The organism is Bradyrhizobium sp. 186 (assembly GCF_023101685.1).
Classification (GTDB): domain Bacteria; phylum Pseudomonadota; class Alphaproteobacteria; order Rhizobiales; family Xanthobacteraceae; genus Bradyrhizobium.
In genome coordinates this window covers 7,287,288-7,310,581 of record NZ_CP082164.1, presented here as the reverse complement: position 1 = coordinate 7,310,581, position 23,294 = coordinate 7,287,288, and the positions used below count along the sequence as shown (strand labels likewise).

Annotated in this window: 21 protein-coding genes; 6 read left to right on the top strand and 15 right to left on the bottom strand. The window is 64.0% G+C overall.

The genetic code is table 11. From position 1 onward, the window contains the following. Positions 1-2: 2 nt before the first annotated feature. A complete protein-coding gene (locus tag IVB18_RS35290; protein ID WP_247984910.1) occupies positions 3-1,061 on the top strand; it encodes a YeeE/YedE family protein in 1,059 nt (352 codons plus the stop codon). Here IVB18_RS35290 and IVB18_RS35285 read toward each other — a convergent pair. Next, entirely contained in the window at positions 1,040-1,957 is a 918-nt protein-coding gene (locus IVB18_RS35285) for a DMT family transporter (RefSeq protein ID WP_247984909.1), read from the bottom strand. The genes IVB18_RS35290 and IVB18_RS35285 overlap by 22 nt on opposite strands. Before the next feature lie 100 nt (positions 1,958-2,057). Here IVB18_RS35285 and IVB18_RS35280 point away from each other — a divergent pair, with 100 nt between their 5' ends. Next, complete coding sequence (locus IVB18_RS35280; RefSeq protein ID WP_247991802.1) at positions 2,058-3,488, top strand: PLP-dependent aminotransferase family protein; 1,431 nt, start codon at positions 2,058-2,060, stop codon at positions 3,486-3,488. Positions 3,489-3,498: 10 nt separating this feature from the next. Here the strand turns inward: IVB18_RS35280 and IVB18_RS35275 are convergent, their stop codons facing one another. The 6 genes from IVB18_RS35275 to IVB18_RS35250 are packed head-to-tail and all read right to left on the bottom strand — an operon-like array spanning position 3,499 to position 9,405. Then, complete coding sequence (locus tag IVB18_RS35275) at positions 3,499-4,722, bottom strand: bifunctional alpha/beta hydrolase/OsmC family protein (protein WP_247984908.1); 1,224 nt, start codon at positions 4,720-4,722, stop codon at positions 3,499-3,501. Between the two features lie 40 nt (positions 4,723-4,762). Further along, positions 4,763-5,854, bottom strand: coding sequence for an IS630 family transposase (locus tag IVB18_RS35270; protein WP_247984907.1), 1,092 nt, complete (start codon positions 5,852-5,854; stop codon positions 4,763-4,765). A gap of 38 nt (positions 5,855-5,892) precedes the next feature. Further along, positions 5,893-6,558: a sulfite oxidase-like oxidoreductase gene (locus IVB18_RS35265; protein ID WP_247984906.1), complete on the bottom strand. Its 666-nt coding sequence runs from the start codon at positions 6,556-6,558 to the stop codon at positions 5,893-5,895. A gap of 3 nt (positions 6,559-6,561) precedes the next feature. Beyond that, positions 6,562-7,884 (bottom strand): MFS transporter, encoded by a 1,323-nt coding sequence (locus IVB18_RS35260; RefSeq protein WP_247984905.1) that lies wholly within the window; start codon positions 7,882-7,884, stop codon positions 6,562-6,564. A 32-nt stretch (positions 7,885-7,916) separates the two neighbouring features. Beyond that, positions 7,917-9,137 carry a cytochrome P450 gene (locus IVB18_RS35255; protein ID WP_247984904.1) on the bottom strand — a complete coding sequence of 407 codons (1,221 nt, stop codon included), beginning with the start codon at positions 9,135-9,137 and terminating at the stop codon, positions 7,917-7,919. 58 nt (positions 9,138-9,195) lie between these two features. After that, entirely contained in the window at positions 9,196-9,405 is a 210-nt protein-coding gene (locus tag IVB18_RS35250) for a ferredoxin (protein WP_247984903.1), read from the bottom strand. Between the two features lie 154 nt (positions 9,406-9,559). Here IVB18_RS35250 and IVB18_RS35245 point away from each other — a divergent pair, with 154 nt between their 5' ends. Next, on the top strand, positions 9,560-10,207 hold the full coding sequence (locus IVB18_RS35245; protein ID WP_247984902.1) for a TetR/AcrR family transcriptional regulator: 648 nt from the start codon (positions 9,560-9,562) through the stop codon (positions 10,205-10,207). Here IVB18_RS35245 and IVB18_RS35240 read toward each other — a convergent pair. Genes IVB18_RS35240 through IVB18_RS35225 form a run of 4 tightly spaced genes read right to left on the bottom strand, consistent with a single transcriptional unit; the run spans position 10,204 to position 14,152 of the window. Then, entirely contained in the window at positions 10,204-10,842 is a 639-nt protein-coding gene (locus tag IVB18_RS35240) for an aspartate/glutamate racemase family protein (protein ID WP_247984901.1), read from the bottom strand. The genes IVB18_RS35245 and IVB18_RS35240 overlap by 4 nt on opposite strands. A gap of 58 nt (positions 10,843-10,900) precedes the next feature. Further along, complete coding sequence (locus IVB18_RS35235; protein ID WP_247984900.1) at positions 10,901-11,914, bottom strand: amino acid ABC transporter substrate-binding protein; 1,014 nt, start codon at positions 11,912-11,914, stop codon at positions 10,901-10,903. Between the two features lie 12 nt (positions 11,915-11,926). Then, positions 11,927-13,276: an aspartate aminotransferase family protein gene (locus IVB18_RS35230; protein WP_247984899.1), complete on the bottom strand. Its 1,350-nt coding sequence runs from the start codon at positions 13,274-13,276 to the stop codon at positions 11,927-11,929. A 3-nt stretch (positions 13,277-13,279) separates the two neighbouring features. Further along, the gene (locus tag IVB18_RS35225; RefSeq protein ID WP_247984898.1) at positions 13,280-14,152 is read right to left on the bottom strand and encodes a MurR/RpiR family transcriptional regulator; all 873 of its coding nucleotides are present in this window, start codon (positions 14,150-14,152) and stop codon (positions 13,280-13,282) included. Between the two features lie 87 nt (positions 14,153-14,239). Here IVB18_RS35225 and IVB18_RS35220 point away from each other — a divergent pair, with 87 nt between their 5' ends. Continuing rightward, on the top strand, positions 14,240-15,427 hold the full coding sequence (locus IVB18_RS35220) for an ABC transporter permease subunit (RefSeq protein WP_346732573.1): 1,188 nt from the start codon (positions 14,240-14,242) through the stop codon (positions 15,425-15,427). Between the two features lie 2 nt (positions 15,428-15,429). Continuing rightward, entirely contained in the window at positions 15,430-16,536 is a 1,107-nt protein-coding gene (locus tag IVB18_RS35215) for an amino acid ABC transporter permease (RefSeq protein WP_247984896.1), read from the top strand. A gap of 208 nt (positions 16,537-16,744) precedes the next feature. On the opposite strand, the gene IVB18_RS35210 is transcribed toward IVB18_RS35215, so the two are convergent. The 4 genes from IVB18_RS35210 to IVB18_RS35195 all read right to left on the bottom strand — a co-directional run bounded on the left by IVB18_RS35210 (position 16,745) and on the right by IVB18_RS35195 (position 21,989). Then, a complete protein-coding gene (locus IVB18_RS35210) occupies positions 16,745-18,163 on the bottom strand; it encodes an amidase family protein (protein WP_247984895.1) in 1,419 nt (472 codons plus the stop codon). 69 nt (positions 18,164-18,232) lie between these two features. Then, positions 18,233-19,297 carry an IS630 family transposase gene (locus IVB18_RS35205; RefSeq protein WP_247984894.1) on the bottom strand — a complete coding sequence of 355 codons (1,065 nt, stop codon included), beginning with the start codon at positions 19,295-19,297 and terminating at the stop codon, positions 18,233-18,235. Positions 19,298-19,887: 590 nt separating this feature from the next. Continuing rightward, entirely contained in the window at positions 19,888-21,069 is a 1,182-nt protein-coding gene (locus IVB18_RS35200) for an IS110 family transposase (RefSeq protein ID WP_247983422.1), read from the bottom strand. A gap of 143 nt (positions 21,070-21,212) precedes the next feature. Further along, the gene (locus IVB18_RS35195; protein ID WP_247984893.1) at positions 21,213-21,989 is read right to left on the bottom strand and encodes an SDR family oxidoreductase; all 777 of its coding nucleotides are present in this window, start codon (positions 21,987-21,989) and stop codon (positions 21,213-21,215) included. A gap of 155 nt (positions 21,990-22,144) precedes the next feature. Between IVB18_RS35195 and IVB18_RS35190 the strand changes: the two genes are divergently transcribed. Further along, on the top strand, positions 22,145-23,218 hold the full coding sequence (locus IVB18_RS35190) for a tartrate dehydrogenase (RefSeq protein WP_247984892.1): 1,074 nt from the start codon (positions 22,145-22,147) through the stop codon (positions 23,216-23,218). Positions 23,219-23,294: the final 76 nt, after the last annotated feature.

Genomic DNA, 23,294 nt, shown 5'->3' with positions numbered 1-23,294 from the left:
TCATGGAGTCGTCCGCTCAGCTCGTCATCCTCGCCGGCCTCGCGATCGGGCTCGTCTACGGCGCCGTCGGCCTGCTCAGCGGCTTCTGCCTGATGAGCAGCATGCGCGGCTTTCTCGCCGAGGGGGACGGCCGGCTGGTGCGGACCTATGCGCTGGCGATCGCCGTCGCGATTGCGGCGAGCCAGTTCCTCGCCGGCAGCGGCACGGTCGATCTCGGTAAGTCGATTTACCTGCAACCTACCTTCTCGGCGCCAGTGCTGTTCTTCGGCGGCCTGCTGTTCGGCTACGGCATGGTGCTGTCGAACGGCTGCGGCTCTCGCGCGCTGGTACTGCTCGGCCGCGGCAATCTCCGCTCCTTCGTCGTCGTGATCGTGCTCGCCATTGCCGCGCAGATGACGCTCAAAGGTCTGATCGCGCCCGCCCGCATTGCGCTGGTTCAAGTCTCGCAAACCACCGTCAGCGCGAATTCGCTGCCGTCGCTGCTGGCAGCACTCGGTCCCGGCGAAGCTTTCTCGCGCGCGCTGGCTGCCGCCGCGATCGTCGTTGCGCTGATCCAGTTTGCGTTCGCGCATCCTGCATTCCGCCGCTCGCCGGGCCAGATCGCAGCCGGCGTTCTCGTTGGTCTCCTCGTCGCCGGCGGCTGGTTCGTCACCGGCTATTTCGGCGCCGACGATTTCAACCCGGTCCCGGTGACCTCGCTCACCTTTATCGCGCCGATCGCCGATGCGCTGCAATACGCCATGCTCTCGACCGGTCTGACGCTCAACTTTGGCATCGCGACGGTTGCCGGCGTCTTCGTTGGAAGTCTAGTCGCAGCAATCGCAACGGGCCGTTTCCATCTGGAGGGCTATTCCTCGCCCCGCCACATGCTGCGCTCGGCGGGTGGGGCCGCGCTGATGGGCATCGGCGGCGTGATGGCGTTCGGTTGCTCGGTTGGGCAGGGGCTCACCGGTCTGTCGACGCTCGCGCTGGGCTCGATCATTGCGATCGCCGGCATCCTGCTCGGCACGACAGCAGGTCTGCGCGGCGTGCTGCGCGTTCAGCCTCTGGCCGCGGCCTGAGCGCGCAACGGACGGTCCACGAGTGTGGCGACGCCGATGCCGGCGACGATCAGTGCAGCCGCGATAGCCAAACTTATGTCGATGGGCTCACCCAGCAGGATCGCGGCGCTGGCGATGCCGACGATCGGGGTCCCGGTGGTGCCGAGCGATGTCGTCAGGGCCGAGATGCTCTTGTTGACCATCGACATGGCCCAGTAGGCGAGCGCCGTTCCGATCAGACCCGAATAGAGGAATAGCAGCGCGAGCCTCCACGACCATTCTACGTGCGGCAGACCGTCGACGATCATTGCCATCACGGACAGCACCACCGTTGCCACCAGAACCTGCCAGATCAGGAGCTGAAGCGGGGACGCGTTCCAGCGATGCTCGCGAATATAGATAATGTTCGCGGCCCAGCAGATCGCGGCCAGAATGACCATGCCGGCGCCGAGCAGGACGTTGACATTGGTCCAGTCGATCGATGTCGGGTTCAGGATCACGGCGAGGCCGATCAGCCCCAGCAACGCGCCGGCGAGTTTTGGTGCGGTCAATGTGTCCTTTCCGAGCAAGGGTGCGGCGAGCGCGACCCAGAGCGGCGTGGTGTAGCCCAGCACGATACCCTTGCTCGCGGGCAGGAAGCGCAGGCCCGCCGCGACCAGCGTCGAGAACAACGTCATGTGCAGCAGCGCAACGCTCAGGATCACCGGGACGTCGCGCCGCTCCGGGATCACCAGATTGTTGCTCACCCCGAGGATTGCGGCGAGGCCGACGAGCGCGATCCAGCTCCTGATCGCTGCGGTCCATAGCGGCGGGAGGAACTGCACCAGCTGTTTTGTCACCGACCAGTTCACGCCCCAAGCCAAAACGACGATGAGAAACAGGCCGACGGCCGCGCGGGGTGACAAAGGGGAATTCATCGAAAGGTCCTTGAAGCAGTCCGGCCCGGTGGATAGCATCTCGATTGGCACCTGAAAAAGTGCCAGATCGAGAAGGAATAAGGTGCCAGTTTCAAAAGCGATGCTCGCCGGATTGATCGAGCTGAGGCGATCGGGCGACGAAGGGCTGGTCGCTCAGCTGACGAGCCAGCTCAAGGGCCTGATCGCCAGCGGTCGCATCGACAAGGGACGCGCGCTGCCGTCGAGTCGACAGCTTGCGACCGATCTCGGCGTCTCGCGCAACACCATCACCTACGCGTTCGAGCAGCTCGCCGCTGAGGGATATCTCGCGACGTCGCACGGACGGCGCCCGGTGGTGACGGCCGACGGTGGCGAGCGCACGGACGGAGCAGGCGCCGCCACGTCGCGCCTGCGGCGTAGCAAGCCACGGCTCTCCCCTTGGGCCACGAAGCTCAAGCAGACGGATTGGCCGATGTCCTATCTGGCACTGATGCGTCCCTTGCGTCCGGGCCATGGTGATTTCAGGGAGTTTCCAAACGAGGCCTGGGCCCGCTGCCTGCGCCGCAGTGCCGTGCGTGCGGGCAAGCGCGAACTCGGGCCGGTCAACCGGCCACGCCTGCGCGAGGCGCTGGCGCAATATCTCGCGAGCAATAGGGGCGTCCGCGCCACGGCAGACCAGATCATGATCCTGCCGAGCGCGCAGGCCGCGCTGACCTTGATTGCGGCCACAGTCATCACGCCCGGCGACGATGTCTGGGTCGAGGATCCCGGCTATCCTGGGGCGGCGGCTGCCCTCCGCGCCTCCGGCGCGCGCGTGGTCGGCGTCGGCCTGGACGAGCAAGGCATGCAGCGCGTGCCGGGACTGGCGGCCCCAACGCTGATCTTCATGACGCCATCGCACCAGCACCCGACCGGACGGTTGATGTCACTGGCCCGCCGCACCGAATTTCTCAACCTGAGCCGGCCCGGCAAGACCTGGATCGTCGAGGACGATTACGACGGCGAGTTTCATTACGACAGCCGGCCGGTGCCGGCCTTGCAGGGGCTCGACGCCCATGGCCGCGTGTTCTATGTCGGCACCTTCTCGAAGGCGATGACGTCGGATATCCGGCTCGGCTATCTCGTCGCGCCACCGGCGCTGGTCAGCACCTTGGAGATCGCGCAGCGGCACATCGGACTCATCGCCGCCAGTCACGTCCAGGAGGCGCTGGCGGAGTTTATCACTGACGGCCATTTCCTCGCGCATCTTCGTCGGATGCGCCGGCTCTATCACGCGCGCCGCGATCACCTCGTCGACAGTCTGCAACGCTATCTGGGCGAGGTGCTCTCGGTCGAGGTGCCCTCGGGCGGTATCCAGCTCGTCGCGCGCCTCAAGCGCGGCACGGCTGATCAGGCAGCGGTGAAGCGGTTGGTCGCTGCGGGGGTTGAAACGCGGGCCTTGTCGAGCCTGTCCCTCGGAAAGCCGCGCGATCACGGCCTGCTGCTCGGCTTTGCGGCGTGGCGCGAGAACGAGATCAGCGCGGCCGTGCGGACGATGGCGTCCTGCTTCTAGAGCGGTCGGGCTAGCTCACGGCCTTCGTCACGATGCGGATATCCGAAGTCAGCGTCCGGTGCACCGGACATTTGTCGGCGATCTCCATCAGCTTCTTGCGCTGCTCGGAGTCGAGCGCACCTTCCATCGTAATGTCACGCTCGATCTGATCGAGCATGCCCTCGCGCGTCTCGCATTCTGCGCAGTCTTTTGCGTAGATCTTGGAGTGTTTCAACGTGACGGTGACGCGGTCGAGCGGCAGCGACTTGCGGTCGGCATAGAGACGCATGGTCATGGAGGTGCAGGCACCTAAGCCGGCGAGCAGGAAATCATAAGGTCCAGGTCCGGCATCCTCGCCGCCGGCGGCGACCGGCTCGTCCGCCACGAGGCGATGCGGGCCGACGCTGATGATCTGGTTGAACTTGCTCTTGCGTGTTTCCCGCACCACGACCTGACGCGGCGCCTCGGGGAGATCGATCGTCTTCGCAGGTTTCGCGGCGTCGACGTATCGGCTCGCCCAGGCAGCGATCACGTCTGCCGCATAGAGCGCGTCGGCTGGCTTGGTCAGGAGATGATCGGCGTGGTCGAGCGAGACGAAGCTCTTGGGGTGCTTCGCCGAGACGAAGATCTTGGTCGCGTTGTCGACGCCGACGGTGTTGTCGACCGGCGAATGCATTACCAGTAGTGCCTTGTGCAGGCCGGTGACGTCCTTCATCAGTTCATGCTCGACGATGTCGTCGAGGAATTCGCGCCCGATCCGGAACGGGCGCCCCGCAAGCGACACCTCGACTTCGCCTTGTGCGCGGATATTGTCGATGTGCTCACTGAACAAGCCGGTCACGTGGGCGGGATCGGACGGCGCCGCGATGGTCACGACCGCCTTGGCTTCTGGAATCTTTCCGGCTGCCGCCACGATCGCGGCGCCGCCGAGGCTGTGGCCGATCAGGATCGACGGCGCCCTGCGCGTCGCACGCAGATGGTCGGCCGCGCGCACGAGATCGGAGACATTGGAGGAGAACGTCGAATTGGCGAAATCGCCTTCGCTGGAGCCGAGCCCGGTGAAGTCGAAGCGCAGCACAGCGATGCCCTTGGCGGCGAGTGCGACCGAGATGCGCTTGGCCGCCAGCGTGTCCTTGCCGCAGGTGAAGCAATGCGCGAACAGCGCGTAGGCCGCGGGCTCGCCGTCCGGCAATTCCAGCGCGGCCGAAAGCTGGTGGCCGCCTTCGCCCGTAAATTGAAAGCGTTCCGTCGGCATGGGCTTCCCCCGTGTTTAGTCTGAACTCTAGTACTCGGAATCAGAGCTGAGTGATACGGCGGCCTTTGAAACGGCGTTGACGGACCTTTTTCTTGGTCCAGACGAAGGGCTCGGCTTTGTCGTTGTAGGCGTTGACGTAGGCATCGATGTGTTCCTGAAGCTGGCTGAGGCTTGTGAAGGAGGTGCCGCTAAGTGACTGCCCCTGCAAGATCGAGAACCAGACCTCGACCTGATTGAGCCAGGACGCGCTTGTCGGCGTGAAGTGAAATTGCACGTTGGGGTGGGCCTTGAGCCAGGGCTCGTTCTTCTTGTGGGTGTTGAGGTTGTCGAGGATGACGTGAAGCTTTCGGCCCGGAAAGGCCGCGGCGACACTGTTCATGAAGTCGAGAAACTCGACGCGGCGACGGCGTTTTGAATGCGTCGCAATGATCTTTCCGGTGGCGACTTCAAGCGCCGCAAACAGCGTTGTCGTGCCATGCCGCTTGTAATCGTGGCTTTGGCCGGTCAAGGCGCGGCCATTGGGCAACTTCAGGTAACCCTGCGCTCGCTCCAAGGCCTGGATCGAGGGCTTCTCGTCCACGCATAGCACAATGGCCTTCGCGGGCGGGGCGACGTAGAGGCCGACAACATCGGCGGCTTTGGCCGTAAAGTTCGGGTCGTTGCTCTCGCACCAAGACTTGCGAGCCGCGAGGTCAATCTTGTGGCTGCGCAGGAACCGCCAAACATATTGGACGTCAACATCGCCGAGCGCCTCGGCCAGCAGAGGGCCGGTCCAGCGCGCAAACCCTTGCGGGGCCGGCTTATCCAGCAGCTTCAGAATCCGCTTGTCGGTGACCTTCGTATAGATCGGCTGCTTGCCGGGCCGCGGCTTGTCTTGCAGCCCTTCAAGGCCATGATCGGCATAGCGGTGCCGCCAAAGGCTGACAATCCGCGGCTGGACTCCGACTTCTTTGGCGATCGAGCGGGTGCTGCGCCCATCCGCCGCCAACAGAACGATCCGCGCTCGCTTCACATCGCGCTGCAACGTCACCGGCGAGCGACAACACGCCTCAAGCACCTTGCGATCTTTCCGCGAAAGGTGGACTTCTCTTGCTTCGAAAGGTGGACTTCTCTTGCTTCGGGGATCATCCATATCTTGAATCACGACTCACGATCCAAGAAAAGTGGGTGCTAGTCCTCGGAGTAGCGTTGTTCGACCCAGGGATCGCCGCGGTTATGGTAGCCGCGGACTTCCCAGAAGCCCGGGGCGTCCTCGGTCAAAAATTCGATGGCCTGGAGCCATTTGGCGCTCTTCCAGAAATACAGATGCGGCACGACGAGCCGCACCGGACCGCCATGCTCGTCCGACAGCGGCTGACCCGACCAGCTATGGGCGAGCAGTGCGTCCTCGGCGGCAAAATCGTCCAGCGCGAGGTTGGTGGTGTAGCCGTCATGGGAATGTAGCACAACGAAGCGCGCATCGTCGCGCGGCCAGCAGGCGGCGAGCAGCTCGCGTGTTGCCAGCCCCTCCCACTGATTGTCGTAGCGCGACCAGGTCGTGACGCAGTGGATGTCGGAGGTGAACTGCGCCTGCTTTTGCGCGCTGAACTCCGCAAACGTCCAGAACACGGGGTTCTCGATTGCGCCGTAGACGTCGAGCCGCCAACGTTCACGCGAAACCGGAGGCATGACTCCGAGATCCAGTACCGGCCAATCCTTGGTAAGGTGCTGGCCGGGCGGCAGCCGCTGGTCTTCAGGACGCGTGATCCGGCCCGTGAGGAAACGGCCTTCGCGCGCCCACTTCTCCTTGGTGCGCGTCAGCTTGCTGTCGGACAGAGGCTCGTTGTCGTCGGCCATGGCTTACTCGTGGCGATGCATCGCGGAAGCATGCTTGGTGTCGCGCATGGTAGAATAGATGATCAGCGACAGGCAGATCACGCCGGCGAGATAGTAGTAGAACCACTCTTCATGCCCGATGCTCTTGAAATAGAGCGCGATCGCCGGCGCGGTGCCGCCGAAGATCGAGACCGTGATCGCATAGGGCAGGCCGACGCCCAGCGCGCGGACATTGGTCGGGAACAGCTCGGCCTTCACCACCGCATTGATCGAGGTGTAGCCGGCCACGAACAGCCAGGCGCAGCAGATCAGGATGAACGCCATGAACGGCGACTTGGTCTCCTTCAGCGTCATCAGCAGCGGCACGGTCGCGAGCGTGCCGGCGACGCCGAAGAAGATCAGCAGCGGCTTGCGCCCGATCCTGTCGGAGATCGCGCCATAGATCGGTTGCAGGATGGTCGCGAAGATCAGCGTGCCGAAGATCACGAAGGTGGTCTGGTCCTCGGTCAACCCGACCGAAAGCTTGACGAAGGTCTGCATGTAGGTGGTGAAGGTGTAGAACGCCGCAGTGCCGCCCGCGGTCAGGCCGACCACCAGCAGCAGCTCCTTCGGATATTTCAGCAGGTTGGTGATCGAGCCGGTCGGCTTCACCACCTTCCTGGCTTCCTCGAAGGCCTCTGTTTCATGCAAGCCGCGCCGCATCACCGCGGCAAAGATCGCGAGCATGGCACCGATCGCGAACGGAATCCGCCAGCCCCAGGCCCTCAGTTCCTCCGGCGTAAGGAAGACCTTTTGCAGGAGCAGCAGCACGATGATCGCGGTGAGCTGGCCGCCGATCAACGTGACGTACTGAAAGCTCGAATAGAACCCGCGGTGCTTGGGGTCGGCGACTTCGCTGAGATATGTGGCGCTGGCGCCGTACTCGCCGCCGAGGCTCAGGCCTTCGATGATGCGTGCCAGCGCCAGGATCACCGGCGCGGCGAAGCCGATCGTGGCATAGGTCGGCGTCAGCGCGATGATCAGCGAGCCGAAGCACATGAAGACGACCGATAGCGTCAGTGAGATCCGCCGCCCGTAATGATCGGCGAGAAAGCCGAAGAACCAGCCGCCGAGCGGGCGCATCAGGAAGGTCGCCGCGAACACGACGGCGACGTTCAATTGCTGGACGACGGGGTCGTTGCCGGGAAAGAAGGCCGGCGCGAAGTAGAGTGCGAACGCCGTATAGGCGTAGAAATCATACCATTCGACGAGATTGCCGATCGAGCCGATGAAGATCGCCTTGATCCGCCGCTCTGCGTCGGCGACGTCGAAATGCTCGGAGGCCGGTTTGATTGCTTGCTCTGTCACGTCCGGCCTCTCGCTCCGTTAGTTCGGGAGGCCTACATCGCCTTTTCGAGCAGAAATGGCAACTGACGCGGGCCTCTGACGGTTCCCTGGGACCAGGTCACGGTGCCTGCGGGATCGAGGCGGAAGTCCGGAATCCGCTTCAGCCATTCCTCCAGCGCAACTTGCATCTCCATCCGCGCCAGATTGGAACCGATGCAGCGGTGGATGCCGAGTCCGAAGGCAGCGTGGCGGTTCTCGCGGCGGTCGATCACGACCTTGTCAGCATCCGGAAACATTTTTGGATCGCGGTTGGCGGCCGGGAACGACAACAGCACCATGTTGCCCGGCTTGACCGGGCAGCCTGAAATCGTGGTCTCCCCGACCACTTCGCGGGCCATCGTCACCGGCGAATAGGCGCGCAGCAGCTCTTCCACCGCGGTCGGGATCAGATCGGGCTCGGCGATCAGCCGCTCGCGGTCGGCGGGTGTCCTGGCGAGGTGCCAGAGCGAGGAGCCGATGGCGCTCCAGGTGGTGTCGATGCCAGCGATCAACAGCAGCCGCAGCGAGCCCAGCACATGGGAATCCTCCAGCGGCTGGCCCTCCTTGTCCCGGGCGTTCATCAGATAAGAGATGAGATCGTCGGTCGGCTTCTTCTTGCGCTCCTCGATGTGGGCGCTGAAGTAAGCGCTCATCTCGTGCACGGCCTGGAGCAGCATGTTCTCGTCCTTGATGCCGAGCTCCAGGATCATGTGGATCCAGTTGATGAAGAGGTCGCTGTCGCTCTCGGGAATGCCGAGCATGTGGGCGATCGCCTGAACCGGAATGTACTTGCTGTAGCGCGCCGCGGCATCGACCCTGCCGTCGGCGATGAACCCGTCGATCAGCTCATTACAGATCGCGCGCATCCGCGGCTCGAGCTTCTTCATCGCATCCGGGGTGAAGGGCGGCAGCAGCAATTGCTTAGCCGGCTTATGCACGGGCGGATCGGAGGTGATCGGCGGGGCCGCGTTCCTGGAAATCTCGGGCCGGACGTCGCGGACGATGATGCGGCGCGAGGAGAAATGCTCGCTGTCGTTGGCGATCTCGCGCACGGCGTCATAGGTCGTCGGCATGTAGCAGCCGAGAAAGCGATCGGTGTGCACGACCGGGCTTGCGGCCCGCAGCTCATCCCAAATCGGGAACGGATCTTCCGTCCATTGCGGATCGGTGTGGTCGAAATCGTTGACCCAGTCGGTCACGGGCGGATGGGCGGCGGGCTGGCTGACGTCGGACATCTCGGGAATCCCTCGGGGCTCGTGTTCGCTGAAGGCACGCAAGCGGGCGAAAGCCGCGCTACTCCTCGATCACATCGATTGCGATTTCCGGACAGTTGGATTTGGCAAGCCGGGCTTTGTCTTCGAGGCCCGGCGGAACCATGCCGTCCCCGGCCTCATGGGCGTTGCCGTATTCGTCGAGCTCGAACAGCTCCGGCGCGAGCGCCTTGCAGCGCGCGTGGCCCTGGCACTTGTCGGGATCGACGCGAACCCTCAGTCGCTCTGTCATCGCGGCTTCCTCGGTCGTGTGCGCGCAGGCCCGAAGGGACGCGCGTTCCTCATCTCAAATTTTATCCGCGGCATCCACCGCAGTTTAAGTTATAGCCTATTACATTCGCGGCGGGCTTCCCCTGTCAAGCGCAAACTTATAGGCTTGGAACAACATGCGCTCACAACTTGCCCGCAAGCCGCAGAATACCTACCACCACGGCGATCTCCGCGACGCCCTGATCAAGGCCGCGTTGCGCGAGGCCGAGCAGGGCGGAGCGGAGGCGATCAGCATCAAGGCGCTTGCAAAGCAGCTCGGCGTCTCGCAGCCCGCGCCATACCGGCATTTTTCCGATCGGGAAGCGCTGCTTGCGGCGGTGACGGCAGAGGCGTTCCGGCAGCTCAGCGCAATCTTGCGGGCGGCGATGGCGAAGCCGTCGAAGCAGTCGAAACTATCGCGGCTGGCACAGGCAACCCTCGAATTCGGCCTGCGCCGCAATGGCATCTACCGCTTGATGTTCGCCTCGCGCACGGTGTCGTGCGCGGCCAAAGGCAGCGATTTGCACGAGGCGACGCGCGAGACTTTTGCGCTCGTGATCGAAGCGCTGGAAGCGCCGGCGGTTGGTTACTTGCGCGAGCGGCAAGCGCTCAAGATCTGGGCGGCGCTGCACGGCGTGGTGATGCTGGCTGAGCAGGGGCTGTTCACGGGCGAGGCGGCCCATGCGACACGCGAGGATCTGGTCGAGGATTTCGTGAACGAGACGAAGACGGCGCTCGCGGCTGCGATCAAGGACGCGCGCCGCAGGGCGAAGCCAGGCGCTTAGGCTTTCGCCGCGAGCAGCTTCATCAGCTTTTGCACCGCGCTGTCCGGTGTGGTCACGATGGGGCGGCCGGTAGCTTCCGCGACCAGCGGCGCCGTTGCCGCGATGCTGAACTGCGCCAGCGCGATCACATCGCAATCGCGTAAACTCCGCGAGGCTGCCACAATCAGCCGATCGTGCTCGGCGCGGTCGCCGCGGTCGAGCGCGGTCAGCGCACTCTCGGCCAGCTTCGGCACGACCTCGACGGAGGCGGGAAACTCTGGCGGCATCGAGACCAGGGTCGGCGGAAACGTCGAGAGCAGGCCGATGCGCTGGCCCATCGTCACCGCCTGCTCAATCATGGCCTCGTTCGGCTTGAGCACCGGCATCGGCGCATGCGCGCGCGCCACCGCCTCGATGCAGGGACCGAAGGCCGAACAGGTGAACAGGATCGCGTCCGCCCCCGTTGCCGCCGCATAGTCGCCGAGCGCGAGGAAGCGCTCGGTCATGGCGCCGTTGAGCTTGCCGTCGCGCGCTAGATCCGCCGACAGGCTGTCATCGAGCAGGTTCATCAGCGTTGCATCCGGCCAGAGCTGCGCGAATGCGGCTTCAATCGGTGCGATGGAATGCTTGAGGGCGTGGATCAGGGCGATGCGCATCGTATCTTTTTCTCCCTCTCCCCGTTCTTACGGGGAGAGGGTAGGCGTGAGGGGCTCTTTACTTGAACGGCACCGCGTACATCAAGCCGCCCTTGCTCCAGAGGCCATTGAGCCCACGCTCCAACTTCAGCGGGCTCGCCTTGCCGACATTGCGCTCATAGATCTCGCCATAATTGCCGCCGGCCTTGATCGCCGTGACCAGCCATTTGTTGTCCAGCCCAAGCCGCGACCCGAGATCGCCGGAGGCGCCGAGCAGGCGCTGGATCGCAGGCGTCTGCGACTTCGCCATCTCGTCGACATTGGCCTGCGAGACTCCCAGCTCCTCGGACTCGATCAGGCCGTAATGCAGCCAGGTGATGATGTCGCTCCAGACTTCGTCGCCGTTGCGGGTGAAGGGCCCGAGCGGTTCCTTGCTGATGGTCTGCGGCAGCACGACGTAGTCGACCGGATTGGGTGCTGCGGTCGTCACGGCGCCGGCGAGTGCGGAAGCGTCCTGGGTCATCGCATCGCAGCGGCCGCCGAAGAAGGTCTGGTACATCGTGTCGACGCGGTCGAACACCAAAGGCTTCCAATCGATGCCGTTGGCGCGGCCGTAGTCGCCGAGCGTGACCTCATGCGTGGTGCCCTGCGCAACGCAGACGGTGGCGCCCTTGAGGTCCTTGATCTCCTTCACGCCAAGGTCCTTCTTCACCACAAAACCCTGGCCGTCGTAGAAGTTGATCGGGCCCTGCCGCAAGCCGAGCGTCACACCGCGCAGATAGGTCTGCGTTGAGTTGCGGTAGAGCACGTCGATCTCGCCGGATTGCAGCGCAGTGAAGCGGTTCTGTGCGGTCAGCGAGACGTAGCGTACCTTGCTCGGATCGCCGAGCACGCCGGCTGCGAGCGCGCGGCAATAGTCGACGTCGAGGCCCTTGTAATTGCCTTGCGAATCCGGCGCGGAGAAGCCGGCAAAGCCGGCGCTGACGCCGCACACCAGCGTGCCACGGCTCTTCACCGTGTCGAGCGTCGCCGCCGACGCAATAACCGTCGATGCCGCGAGCACACCTGCCGCAATAACCACTTTCCTCATCATGCTAGTCTCCCCTCAGTGATTGACACTATGCAACACGTTGTCGACGGCCGTGCCGAGCTTGTTGACGATCAGGTCGATCTCGTCAGCCGACGCGATATAGGGCGGCGCCAGCAGCACATGGTCGCCGCGGACGCCATCCACGGTGCCGCCGCCGGGATAGCAGCCGAGTCCGTTGGCAAAGGCCTCCGCCTTGATCTTCTGGTTGAGCTTGAGCGCCGGATCGAACGACTTGCGCGTTGCGCGATCCGCAACGAGCTCGATCGCCCAGAACAATCCGCGTCCCCTGATATCGCCGACATGGCGGTGATTGCCGAAGCGCTCGGTGAGGCGCTGCTCGAGCTGCCGGCCGCGCTGCTTGACCTGATCGAGCAGGCCATCCTCGTGGATCACGTCTTGCACCGCGAGCGCGGCCGCGCAGGCGAGTGGATGCGCCAGATAAGTGTGGCCATGCTGAAATGCGCCTGAGCCGGCACGAATGGTATCGATGATCTTGCCGCTCGCAAGCATCGCGCCGATCGGCTGGTAGCCGCCGCCAAGGCCTTTTGCGATCGCCTGGATATCGGGCGCGACGCCCTCTTGCTCCCAGGCATGGGTGGTGCCGGTGCGGCCCATGCCGCACATGACCTCGTCGAGGATGAGCAGGGCACCGTGCCGGTCGCAGATTTCGCGGACCCTTTTGAAGTAGCCGTCCGGCGCCGTTACGGCACCGGCGGTGGCGCCGACGACGGGTTCGGCGAGGAACGCCGCGACGGTGTTGGGGCCGAGCCGCTGAAATTCGGCTTCCAACTCGGCGGCAAGCCGCGCCACGAACTGCGCATCCGACTCGCCGTCGCGCTTCTCGTGATAGGCAAAGGCGGGCGTCACATGGCTGAAGGCCGCGGAGAGCAGTGGCGCATAAGGCGCGCGCCGCCAGGCATTGCCGCCGGCCGCGAGCGCGCCGAGCGTATTGCCGTGATAGCTCTGCCGCCGCGCGATGAAATGCTGCCGCTGCGGCTCGCCGTGCTCGATGAAATATTGCCGCGCCAGCTTGATGCTGGCCTCGATCGCCTCCGATCCGCCGCTGACGAAATAGGCGTAGGCGAGACCGCCGGGCTCATGCCCGACCAGCGTGTCGGCGAGCGCTTCCGCCGGCTCGGACGAGAAGAAAGCCGTGTGCGCATAGGCCAGCGTCGAGGCTTGCTTCGCCATCGCCGCGATCACGCGCGGGTGCTGGTGGCCGAGGCAGGAGACCGCCGCGCCGCCGGACGCGTCGATCACGCGGCGTCCGTCCTCGGCGAAAAGATAGACGCCTTCGCCGCCGATCGCCTTGGGCGGCGTTTCGCGCAACGAGCGGTGCAGCACGCGGCTGGTGCGAGCGGCCATGGGTCAACCTTTCTCTGAAACGTAAGTGGAGGCTGCAGCGAGCCGCGCCTCGGTATCCTGAAGGCGCTTCTTCGCTGGCGTGCCGCCGAGCGAGAACGTCACCGCGGCCAGAGACTGCGCGATTGCGATGGCACCGGTGAGACTCGGGAAGAAGCCGGGGGAGGCGGCCGCTTCGAACAGCAGCACATGGTCGGCGCCCTCGGCCATCGGCGCCGTCACGCTGTCCGCGATCGCGATCAACGTTGCACCGGCGCGGTAGGCGGCCTGTGCGACGCGGACGCTCGCGCGCGTATAGGGCATGAAGCCGATGACGATAACGGCTTCCCCGGGACGGAACGCGCCGAGGTCGAGATCGTCAGGGCCGGACGTGCCAACGAGCTGCACCTGTTCAGGACGGAACAGCCGCAGCTCGTAGTTCAGCAGCTCCGCGACGCTGCGGCAGCTTCGGTAGCCCGTGATCCAGATCCGCTTTGCGTCGTGCAGCGCGCCGGCCGCCTCCGCAATCGGTTGCGCCGGGATGCGCGGAAGGCCGGCAGCCTCGGCCTCGAGCTTGTCGGTGACGAGCGTGACATCGGCGTTCGGACCATGGCGGCGGTTTTTGGCCCGGCCGGAGAAGGGCGATATCTGCGACGGCCGCCGCGCCTCCGTCAGCGCCGTGCGCAATTCGTCCCAGCCGGAATAGCCGATCGCTTTCGCAAGCCGCGTGAACGCGGCGGGATCGGCGCCGGCTTCTGCGGCGAGATCGCGCATCGAACGCGTGGTGGCGTCGTAATCATTAGCCGCGACGAAACGTCCGACCTCCTGCAACCGCAGGGGGAGCGATGGCAATGCAATGCGCAGTTCGCTCAGCGGCGAGGATTTCGCGGGCTCGGCCATGAAACATTTGTTGCACGAACGAAAGATCGGTGCAACAGTTGACGCGCGCCGCCGGAAATCGCTGCTCTCGACGAGGATTTTTGTGCTGTGACCATGGATAATCCCAGACCGCCGCCGCGCCGCCGTTTCTCGGTCGCACTCGGAAGCCGCGAGCTGAAAGGCCTGTTCTGGCAGGTTCTGGTGGTTGGGATCGCGGTCGCCGTCATCGGCTTCCTCTGGTCCAACACCGTCACCAATCTGTCGGCCCGCCGCATCACGACCGGCTTTGCCTTTCTCGGCCGCGAGGCCGGCATGCCCATCGCCGACAGCCTTCTTTCCTACAATCCGAGAGACAGCTACCTCTGGGCCTTCGTCGTCGGCATCGCCAACACCCTGCGCGTCGCCGTGATCGGTATCGTGCTCGCGACTGTTTTGGGCACGCTGATCGGCATCTCGCGGCTGTCGGCCAATTGGTTGCTTTCCCGGCTCGCCGCCGTTTATGTCGAAACGCTGCGCGACATCCCGCTGCTGCTCCAGCTCCTGTTTTGGTACGTGCTGATGCAGGCCTTGCCGGCCGCGCGCGCAGCGTGGCGGCCGATCGACGGCGTGTTCCTGTCAAATCGTGGCTTGATCGTGCCGTCGATCCCGATCGATACGCCACAGATCTGGGTGCTCGGCGCGGCGGTGCTGGGCATGATTGTGTTCTATGCCGTGCAGCGATATCTGGTTTCGCAGCAGATGCGCGATGGGCAGCCGCGGCCGGCGTGGCCTTATGCGGCTGTTCTCATTTTTGTGCTTCCGGCATTACTGTCGTGGTGGCTGGGTGTTTCGTGGACCGTTGCGTGGCCTGAACTGCGCGGCTTCAACTTCGTCGACGGTCTGACGCTTGCGCCGGAATATTTTGCGCTGCTGATTGCGCTCGTGACCTACACGTCGGCCTTCATCGCCGAGATCGTGCGCAGCGGCATCCAGTCCGTGCCGAGCGGCCAGTGGGATGCAGCTAATGCGCTGGGCCTGCGGCGCAGCTTCATGCTGCGGCAGATCATTTTGCCACAGGCGCTGCGTGTGATCGTGCCGCCGATGACCAGCCAATATCTCAATCTCACCAAGAACTCCTCGCTCGCGGTGGCGATCGGCTACCAGGACGTCGTCTCGATCGCCAACACCACGCTGAATCAGACCGGACAGGCGATCGAGGCGATCGCGCTGATCATGGCGGTATTTTTGACGATCAGCCTCAGCATCAGCTTCTTCATGAACTGGTACAATGCGCGCATCGCGCTGGTGGAGCGCTGAGCATGACGGCGATCACTGATAGTCCGGAAGTGCCGCGCGCCGCGCGCCGTCCTCAAATGGGCAACCCGGTGCTGCGCTGGCTGCGTACGAACCTGTTCTCATCGATCCCGAATGGCATCCTCACGGTCGTGCTGCTGGCGGTGCTCGGCAAGGGCGTTTTCAGTTTCGTGCAATGGGGCCTCGCGAATGCGGTGTGGCTCACACCGGCAAACGACTCCAGCGCCTGCCGTGCGGTGCGTGGCTTCGGCGCCTGCTGGGCGATCATCCCCGAAAAATACCGCTTCATCCTGTTCGGCATCTATCCGTTCGACGAGCAGTGGCGGCCGGCGTTGTCGGTCCTGCTGTTCATCGCGCTGTTCTATCTGTCTTCCCGCCGCGCCCTATGGCGTCGCGAACTCGTCTATCTCTGGATCGCCGTGCTTGGCCTGATCAGCGTGCTGATGTGGGGCGGCGTGCTCGGCTTGTCGTTCGTTTCGCAGGATCGTTGGGGTGGATTGCCGGTGACGCTGATCCTCGCCACCTTTGGTCTCGCCTTCGGCTTTCCGCTGGGGATTCTCGTCGCGCTCGGCCGGCGCTCGAAGCTGCCGGCGATCCGTTCGCTCTCGGTGCTCTATGTAGAGCTGATCCGGGGCGTGCCTCTGGTCAGCCTGCTGTTCATGGCGAGCGTGATGTTTCCGCTGTTCATGCCCAGCGGCTTCAACATCGACAAGCTGCTGCGGGCGCAGATCGCGATCATCCTCTTCGCCGGGGCCTATCTTGCCGAGGTCATCCGCGGCGGCCTCCAGGCCGTGCCGCGCGGACAATATGAGGCCGCCGACGCCCTCGGCCTGTCCTATTGGCGCAAAAACCGGCTGATCGTTCTGCCGCAGGCGATCCGGCACGTCATACCGCCGCTGGTCAACACCTTCATCGCCTTCTTCAAGGACACCAGCCTTGTCCTGATCATCGGCATCTTCGACCTGCTCACCACCGCCAAGACCGCGATCATCGACCCCGCCTGGCAGCAGTTTTCGGTCGAGGTCTACATCTTCGTCGCCGCGATCTACTTTGTCTTCTGCTTCGCGATGTCGCGCTACAGCAGGAGCCTTGAGGCGACGAGCGGGCGGTGACGGCTGCTTCACCTCGCCCCGCTTGCGGGGAGAGGTCGGATCGCATCGTCAGATGCGATCCGAGTGAGGGGGCTCTCCGCGAGTGCAACTGTTACCGTTTTTGTGGAGGCAGCGCCTCACCCCAGCCCTCTCAGGGCGAGCGAAGCTCGTCCCGGCCCCGTAAGAACGGGGCGAGGGAGCGCGCCGAGCGTACGGCGCGCAACTCGCTTTACTTCTTCACCCGCGGATCGATCGGCGTGGTCTCGCGCAGGCCTAGAATATCCTCCAGCACTTTTGCACCCGCGATCACCTGCGCGTCAGCGCGCGGAGCGCCGACCACCTGCATGCCGACCGGCAGGCCCGAGGCGGTGAAGCCGCAGGGCAGCGATAGCGACGGGCAACAGGCGAGGGTGATGGCGTAGACGATGCCGAGCCATTCGACGTAATTGTCGAACCTCTTGCCGGCGCATTCGGCGACGTATCGGTTCTCGATCGGGAACGGCGGCACGATCGTCGTCGGCACCAGCAGGAGATCGTAGGTCTTGAAAAACTCGACCGCGCGCGCGGTCATCCCGACGCGCTGCGCCTCGGCGCGCTCGAGCTTCTCGATGGTGAGCTTGAGGCCTTCCTCGATGTTCCAGATCACCTCGGGCTTGAGCAGGTCGCGCTTGGTCCGCAGCAATTGCGCCTTGCTGATCGCAAAGTCAAAGGCGCGCAGCACGTGGAAGCATTCATGCGCCTCGCGCCAGTCCGGATGCGCCTCTTCGACGATCACGCCGGCTTCGGCAAAGCGTTCCGCCGCCTTGCGCGTGATCGCCTTGACCTCGGGATCGACGGGCGTGATGCCGAGATCGGGCGAATAGGCGATGCGTTTCGGCTTCTTCGCGGACTGCGCTGCCGACAGGAACGAGGTCGCCGGCGCCGGCAGCGACAGCGGATCGGCCGCGTAGTCGCCGCTCATGGCGTCGAGCAGCAGCGCGAGGTCCTCGACGTTGCGCGCCATTGGCCCTTGGACGCCGAGATTGCGGTCCACGGCTGATTTCGGCGTGTGTGCGACGCGGCCGATGCTCGGGCGCATGCCGACGATGCCGCAGAAGCTCGCCGGGCTGCGCAAGCTGCCGCCCATGTCGGAGCCTTGCGCCAGCCAGGCCATCCCGGTGGCGAGCGCGACCGCCGCGCCGCCGGAGGAGCCTGCTGCCGATTTCGATGTGTCCCAGGGATTGAGGGTCGCGCCGAACACCTCGTTGAAGGTGTTGGCCCCGGCGCCGAATTCCGGCGTGTTGGATTTGGCGTAGACGACTGCACCGTTGGCCTCGAGGTTCTCGACCATGAGGTCGGAACGCGCGGGCACGTTGTCCTTGAAGATTGGCGAGCCCTGCGTGTTCAACACGCCGGCCACGTCGGAGAGGTCCTTGATCGGCACCGGCAGGCCGGCGAGCAGGCCGCGCGCGCCGGCTGGCTTCTGCATCAGCGCCTTGGCGTTGGTGCGCGCGCGGTCGAAGCACAGCGTCGGCAGCGCATTCACGTTGCCGTCGACCTCGGCGATGCGCTTCTCCAGCACATCCAGCAGCTCGAGCGGCGTGACGTCGCCGGAGCGAAGCTTGTCGACGATGGTGCAGGCAGTTTCGCGGATCAGGTCTTGAGACAATTATTTTACTCCTATGCTTATTCCTGGTGTCGTCATTGCGAGCGCAGCGAAGCAATCTAGTATTCGGAATCAGAGCTGAGTGATACGGCGGCCTTTGAAACGGCGTTGACAGACCTTTTTCTTGGTCCAGATGAAGGGCTCGGCTTTGTCGTTGTAGGCGTTGACGTAGGCATCGATGTGTTCCTGAAGCTGGTTGAGGCTTGTGAAGGAGGTGCCGCTAAGTGACTGCCCCTGCAAGATCGAGAACCAGACCTCGACCTGATTGAGCCAGGACGCGCTTGTCGGCGTGAAGTGAAATTGCACGTTGGGGTGGGCCTTGAGCCAGGGCTCGTTCTTCTTGTGGGTGTTGAGGTTGTCGAGGATGACGTGAAGCTTTCGGCCCGGAAAGGCCGCGGCGACACTGTTCATGAAGTCGAGAAACTCGACGCGGCGACGGCGTTTTGAATGCGTCGCGATGATCTTTCCGGTGGCGACTTCAAGCGCCGCAAACAGCGTTGTCGTGCCATGCCGCTTGTAATCGTGGCTCTGGCCGGTCAAGGCGCGGCCATTGGGCAACTTCAGGTAACCCTGCGCTCGCTCCAAGGCCTGGATCGAGGGCTTCTCGTCCACGCATAGCACAATGGCCTTCGCGGGCGGGGCGACGTAGAGGCCGACAACATCGGCGGCTTTGGCCGTAAAGTTCGGGTCGTTGCTCTCGCACCAAGACTTGCGAGCCGCGAGGTCAATCTTGTGGCTGCGCAGGAACCGCCAAACATATTGGACGTCAACATCGCCGAGCGCCTCGGCCAGCAGAGGGCCGGTCCAGCGCGCAAACCCTTGCGGGGCCGGCTTATCCAGCAGCTTCAGAATCCGCTTGTCGGTGACCTTCGTATAGATCGGCTGCTTGCCGGGCCGCGGCTTGTCTTGCAGCCCTTCAAGGCCATGATCGGCATAGCGGTGCCGCCAAAGGCTGACAATCCGCGGCTGGACTCCGACTTCTTTGGCGATCGAGCGGGTGCTGCGCCCATCCGCCGCCAACAGAACGATCCGCGCTCGCTTCAAATCGCGCTGCAACGTCACCGGCGAGCGACAACACGCCTCAAGCACCTTGCGATCTTTCCGCGAAAGGTGGACTTCTTTTGCTTCGGGGATCATCCATATCTTGAATCACGACTCACAATCCAAGAAAAGTGGGTACTAGCCTGTTACCGCGGCGGCGGTCTGGATTGCTCACATGGGGAATGTGTATGTCAAGGATGAGCAGTCACCTTTTTGTTCGACTGCAGCCACCTCTTCGTCCCGACCGCGGGTTCTGCAGGATGGCGCGCGCAGATCAAGTCAAGGCCGGCCTGTTAGGGCCGCCGCGAAGCGGCTTGGCCTTGAGTTGAGCGAGCACGCCATCATGCTTGGTGCGTTGGGCCGATAGGAGCTCCTCGCGTTGGCGGTTCTGTCAGGGCATCTGCCATCCTCGCATTTGCGATCCAAGGGTCGAGCCGGTTCGACGATCTGGGTTGCTTGCCAGATCAAACTCACATTCGGTCGTCGCACAAGGCGACTGCACCACGATTCCGCTTGCGGCGGGCAGGCTCGAGAGGACGAGGCCATTCTTCGTTGCGGCGTTTGAAGCCATGCAATCCATCGGTTCGTCCACCCGGATCTTCCGAGACTGATCGGGCCTCGGCAGATGGGTTATGGTTCTTTCGTTGCGCGCGGGCGGCGAAGCACGCCGCTTGGTGCGGTCCGGATCAGGCGGCGGGCTTCATCACGGCCCCCTCGATGGTCTCGCCCGCGGTGACATACTTCCACAAGGTCACGAGAAGCTTGCGCGCCAGCGCCACGATCGCGCGCTTGCGGCCTTGCGGGCTTCGCTCCTTGAACCAGCGCGTCAGGGCCGACTGCGGCTGGTGACGTATCCACAGCCAGGCGAGCTGGATCATTGTGGTCCGCAGCCTGGGATTGCCGGCCTTCGACACGCCCTGCTCGTGCCGGATGCCTCCGCTTTGCCACGGCGTCGCCGCAAGCCCCGCATAGGCGGCGACCTGGCGGCGGTTGGAGAACTGCCGGTAGAACGCCTCCGACCAGAGCACGGCCGCAAAGTTGGCGCCGAGCCCTTTCAAGGCCAGCAGCATCGCCACCGGATCCGGCGCGACCTTGTCTGCAGCGTTCTTGTCTGCAGGCTTCCGGGCTGCGGCCAGCAGAGCATCTCGCGCGGCCTCGACCGCCTTGATCTGTTCCAGAAGCAGTTCGACCCGATCGAGCTCGCGGCCGATCTGCGCCTTCAAATGCGAAGGCAGCTCCCGCCCGTCGCCCGTGCGCAAGGCCTCAAGCCGCGCCCGCCGATTGCGCCGCAGCGGCACGTAGTCGGATATCCCCTGCGCGAACAGAAGACCCTTGATCCGGTTCACATGCGTGATGCGCTCGGCGATCAGCGTCGCTCGTTCGCGACACAGCCTGCGCCGGTCCTCCTCTTCAGGCGAGGGCGCAACCACCATCGCACAGACCCGCGGCTCGCCGCGCTTGTAGGCCAGAAGCGCCCGCAACAGCGCCTCGCCATCGAGCCTGTCAGTCTTGGCCCGCCGCCGCCGTCGCGACGTCGCAATCGAGGCGGGATCGACCACGTGGCTCTCAATGCCGTTCTGTTGCAGAACACGGTGCAGCCAGAACCCGTCCAGCCCAGCTTCCTGGATCGTGATGATCGGATAGCTCTCGCGGGTCCTGGCCTCCGCCTTGCGCCTGAGTTCCGCAAACAGCTTCATCAGCTCAGCCGTATCGCCGGCCGTGACGCTGTGCCTGGACATCTTCTCGCCCGTACCAGGCGAAAGTGACGTAATCACCCACGTCGAACGGCTCAGTTCCAAAGACACAAAAATTGCGCCAAACTGCGTCCGGATAGCGGTCGGTCCGTCGGAAGGATGATCGAGCAACATCGTCGTCTCCAGGTTGAGGGGTTCAGCAACCTCAGTCTGGCCTCAGACCTGGTCGCTATCCACTCCCCATGGAATCTTCGCGGAGCCTGTCATCGGGCCGCGCTTTTGCGCGGACCCGTTGGCTCGCAATGACGAGGATGGAGTTAACCCCACCCCGCGCTGATGCCGCCATCCACCGTATAAATCACGCCCGACGTATAGCCGGAGCGATCCGACGCCAGGAACGCCATGAGGTCACCGATCTCGCGCGCATGCGCAGGCCTGCCGAGCGGAAGGCTCCTCTGGAATTCCTTGTAGAGGTTCTCGTCATCGAACTGGTGCTTTGCCCGCGTCTTCAGCAGCGTCACGTGACGGTCGGTGCCGACTGGGCCGGGATTGATGCCGACCACGCGGATGTTGTCGGCAAGGCTCTTGCCTCCGAGCGCGCGCGTGAAAGCCATCAGCGCGGCATTGCCGGCGCTGCCGCAGATGTAGTTGGCGTCGAACTTCTCGCCGGCCGCGCCGATGTCGTTGACGATCACGCCGCCGCCCTTCGCCTTCATCTGCGCATAGATCATGCGCGTGAGGTTGATGTAGCCGAACACTTTCAGCTCCCAGGCGTGCCGCCAGGTCGCCTCGTCGATCTTGTCGATGGAGCCGCCGGGAATGTCGCCGGCATTGTTGACGACGATGTCGATGTCGGCGGCTTCCTTGGCGAGGCGCGCGACGTCCTCGGCCTTGCGCAAATCCACGACGCTCGCCGTTGCATCGATCTGGTGCGCGGAGCGCAAGCGCTCGGTCAGCACCTTGAGCTGATCGCCGCTGCGGGCAGCGAGGAGGAGATGGCAGCCTTCCTCGGCGAACGCCTCGGCAGCGGCTGCGCCGATGCCCTTGGACGCGCCCGTGATCAGGACGCGCTTGCCACGCAGATGCAGATCCATGGGAGTTACTCGCAGGATAGGAACAGGATGAAATCAGTAGGCGGTCGGCCGCGCCATGGTCAACATTGCAGTGCAGCGTTGCACTGCCGCTGACTTTGGTTCATTGCAGTGCGATCAAAAGGCGGCGGGTGCCGGACTAACCAGGGACGTTTTCGATGAGCAAGAAGCAATACCGGATCGCGGTCATTCCCGGCGACGGCATCGGCAAGGAAGTGATGCCCGAAGGCCTGCGTGTTTTGGAAACGGCAGCAAAGAAGCACGGGGTCTCCCTGCATTTCGACCATTTCGACTTTTCGTCCTGGGACTATTACGAGAAGCACGGCCAGATGATGCCGGACGACTGGAAGGAGAAGATCGGCAAGCACGACGCGATCTACTTCGGCGCGGTCGGCTGGCCCGCCAAGATCCCCGATCACGTCTCGCTGTGGGGTTCGCTGATCAAGTTCCGCCGCGAGTTCGACCAGTATGTGAACCTGCGCCCGGTGCGCCTGATGCCCGGCGTGCCGTCGCCGCTGGCAAATCGCAAGCCCGGTGACATCGATTTCTGGGTGGTGCGCGAGAACACGGAAGGCGAATATTCCTCTGTCGGCGGCCGCATGTTCCCGGACACCGATCGCGAATTCGTCACGCAGCAGACGGTGATGACCCGCGTGGGCGTCGACCGCATCCTCAAGTTCGCCTTCGAGCTCGCGCAGTCGCGGCCGAAGAAGCACCTGACTTCGGCGACCAAGTCCAACGGCATCTCCATCACCATGCCCTATTGGGACGAGCGCGTGGAGGCGATGGCGAAGAAGTTTCCGGGCGTGAAGTGGGACAAGTATCACATCGACATTTTGACGGCGAACTTTGTGCTGCACCCGGACTGGTTCGACGTCGTGGTCGGCTCGAATTTGTTCGGCGACATCCTCTCCGATCTCGGCCCTGCCTGCACCGGCACCATCGGCATTGCGCCGTCCGGCAATATCAATCCCGAGGGAAATTTCCCGTCGGTGTTCGAGCCGGTACACGGCTCGGCGCCCGACATCGCGGGGCAGGGCATCGCCAACCCGATCGGCGCAATCTGGTCGGGCGCGATGATGTTGGAGCATCTCGGCGAGAAGGAAGCCGGCAAGTCGATTGTGGACGCGATCGAACGCACGCTGGCCGAACGCACGCTGCGCACGAAAGATCTCGGCGGCAATGCGGATACGACGGCCTGCGGCAAGGCGGTCGCGGAGATGGTGGATTAGGGCAGTGCTTTCCCTCTCCCCTTGTGGGCCCCTTGTGGGAGAGGGTGGCTCGCCGCGTAGCGGCGAGACGGGTGAG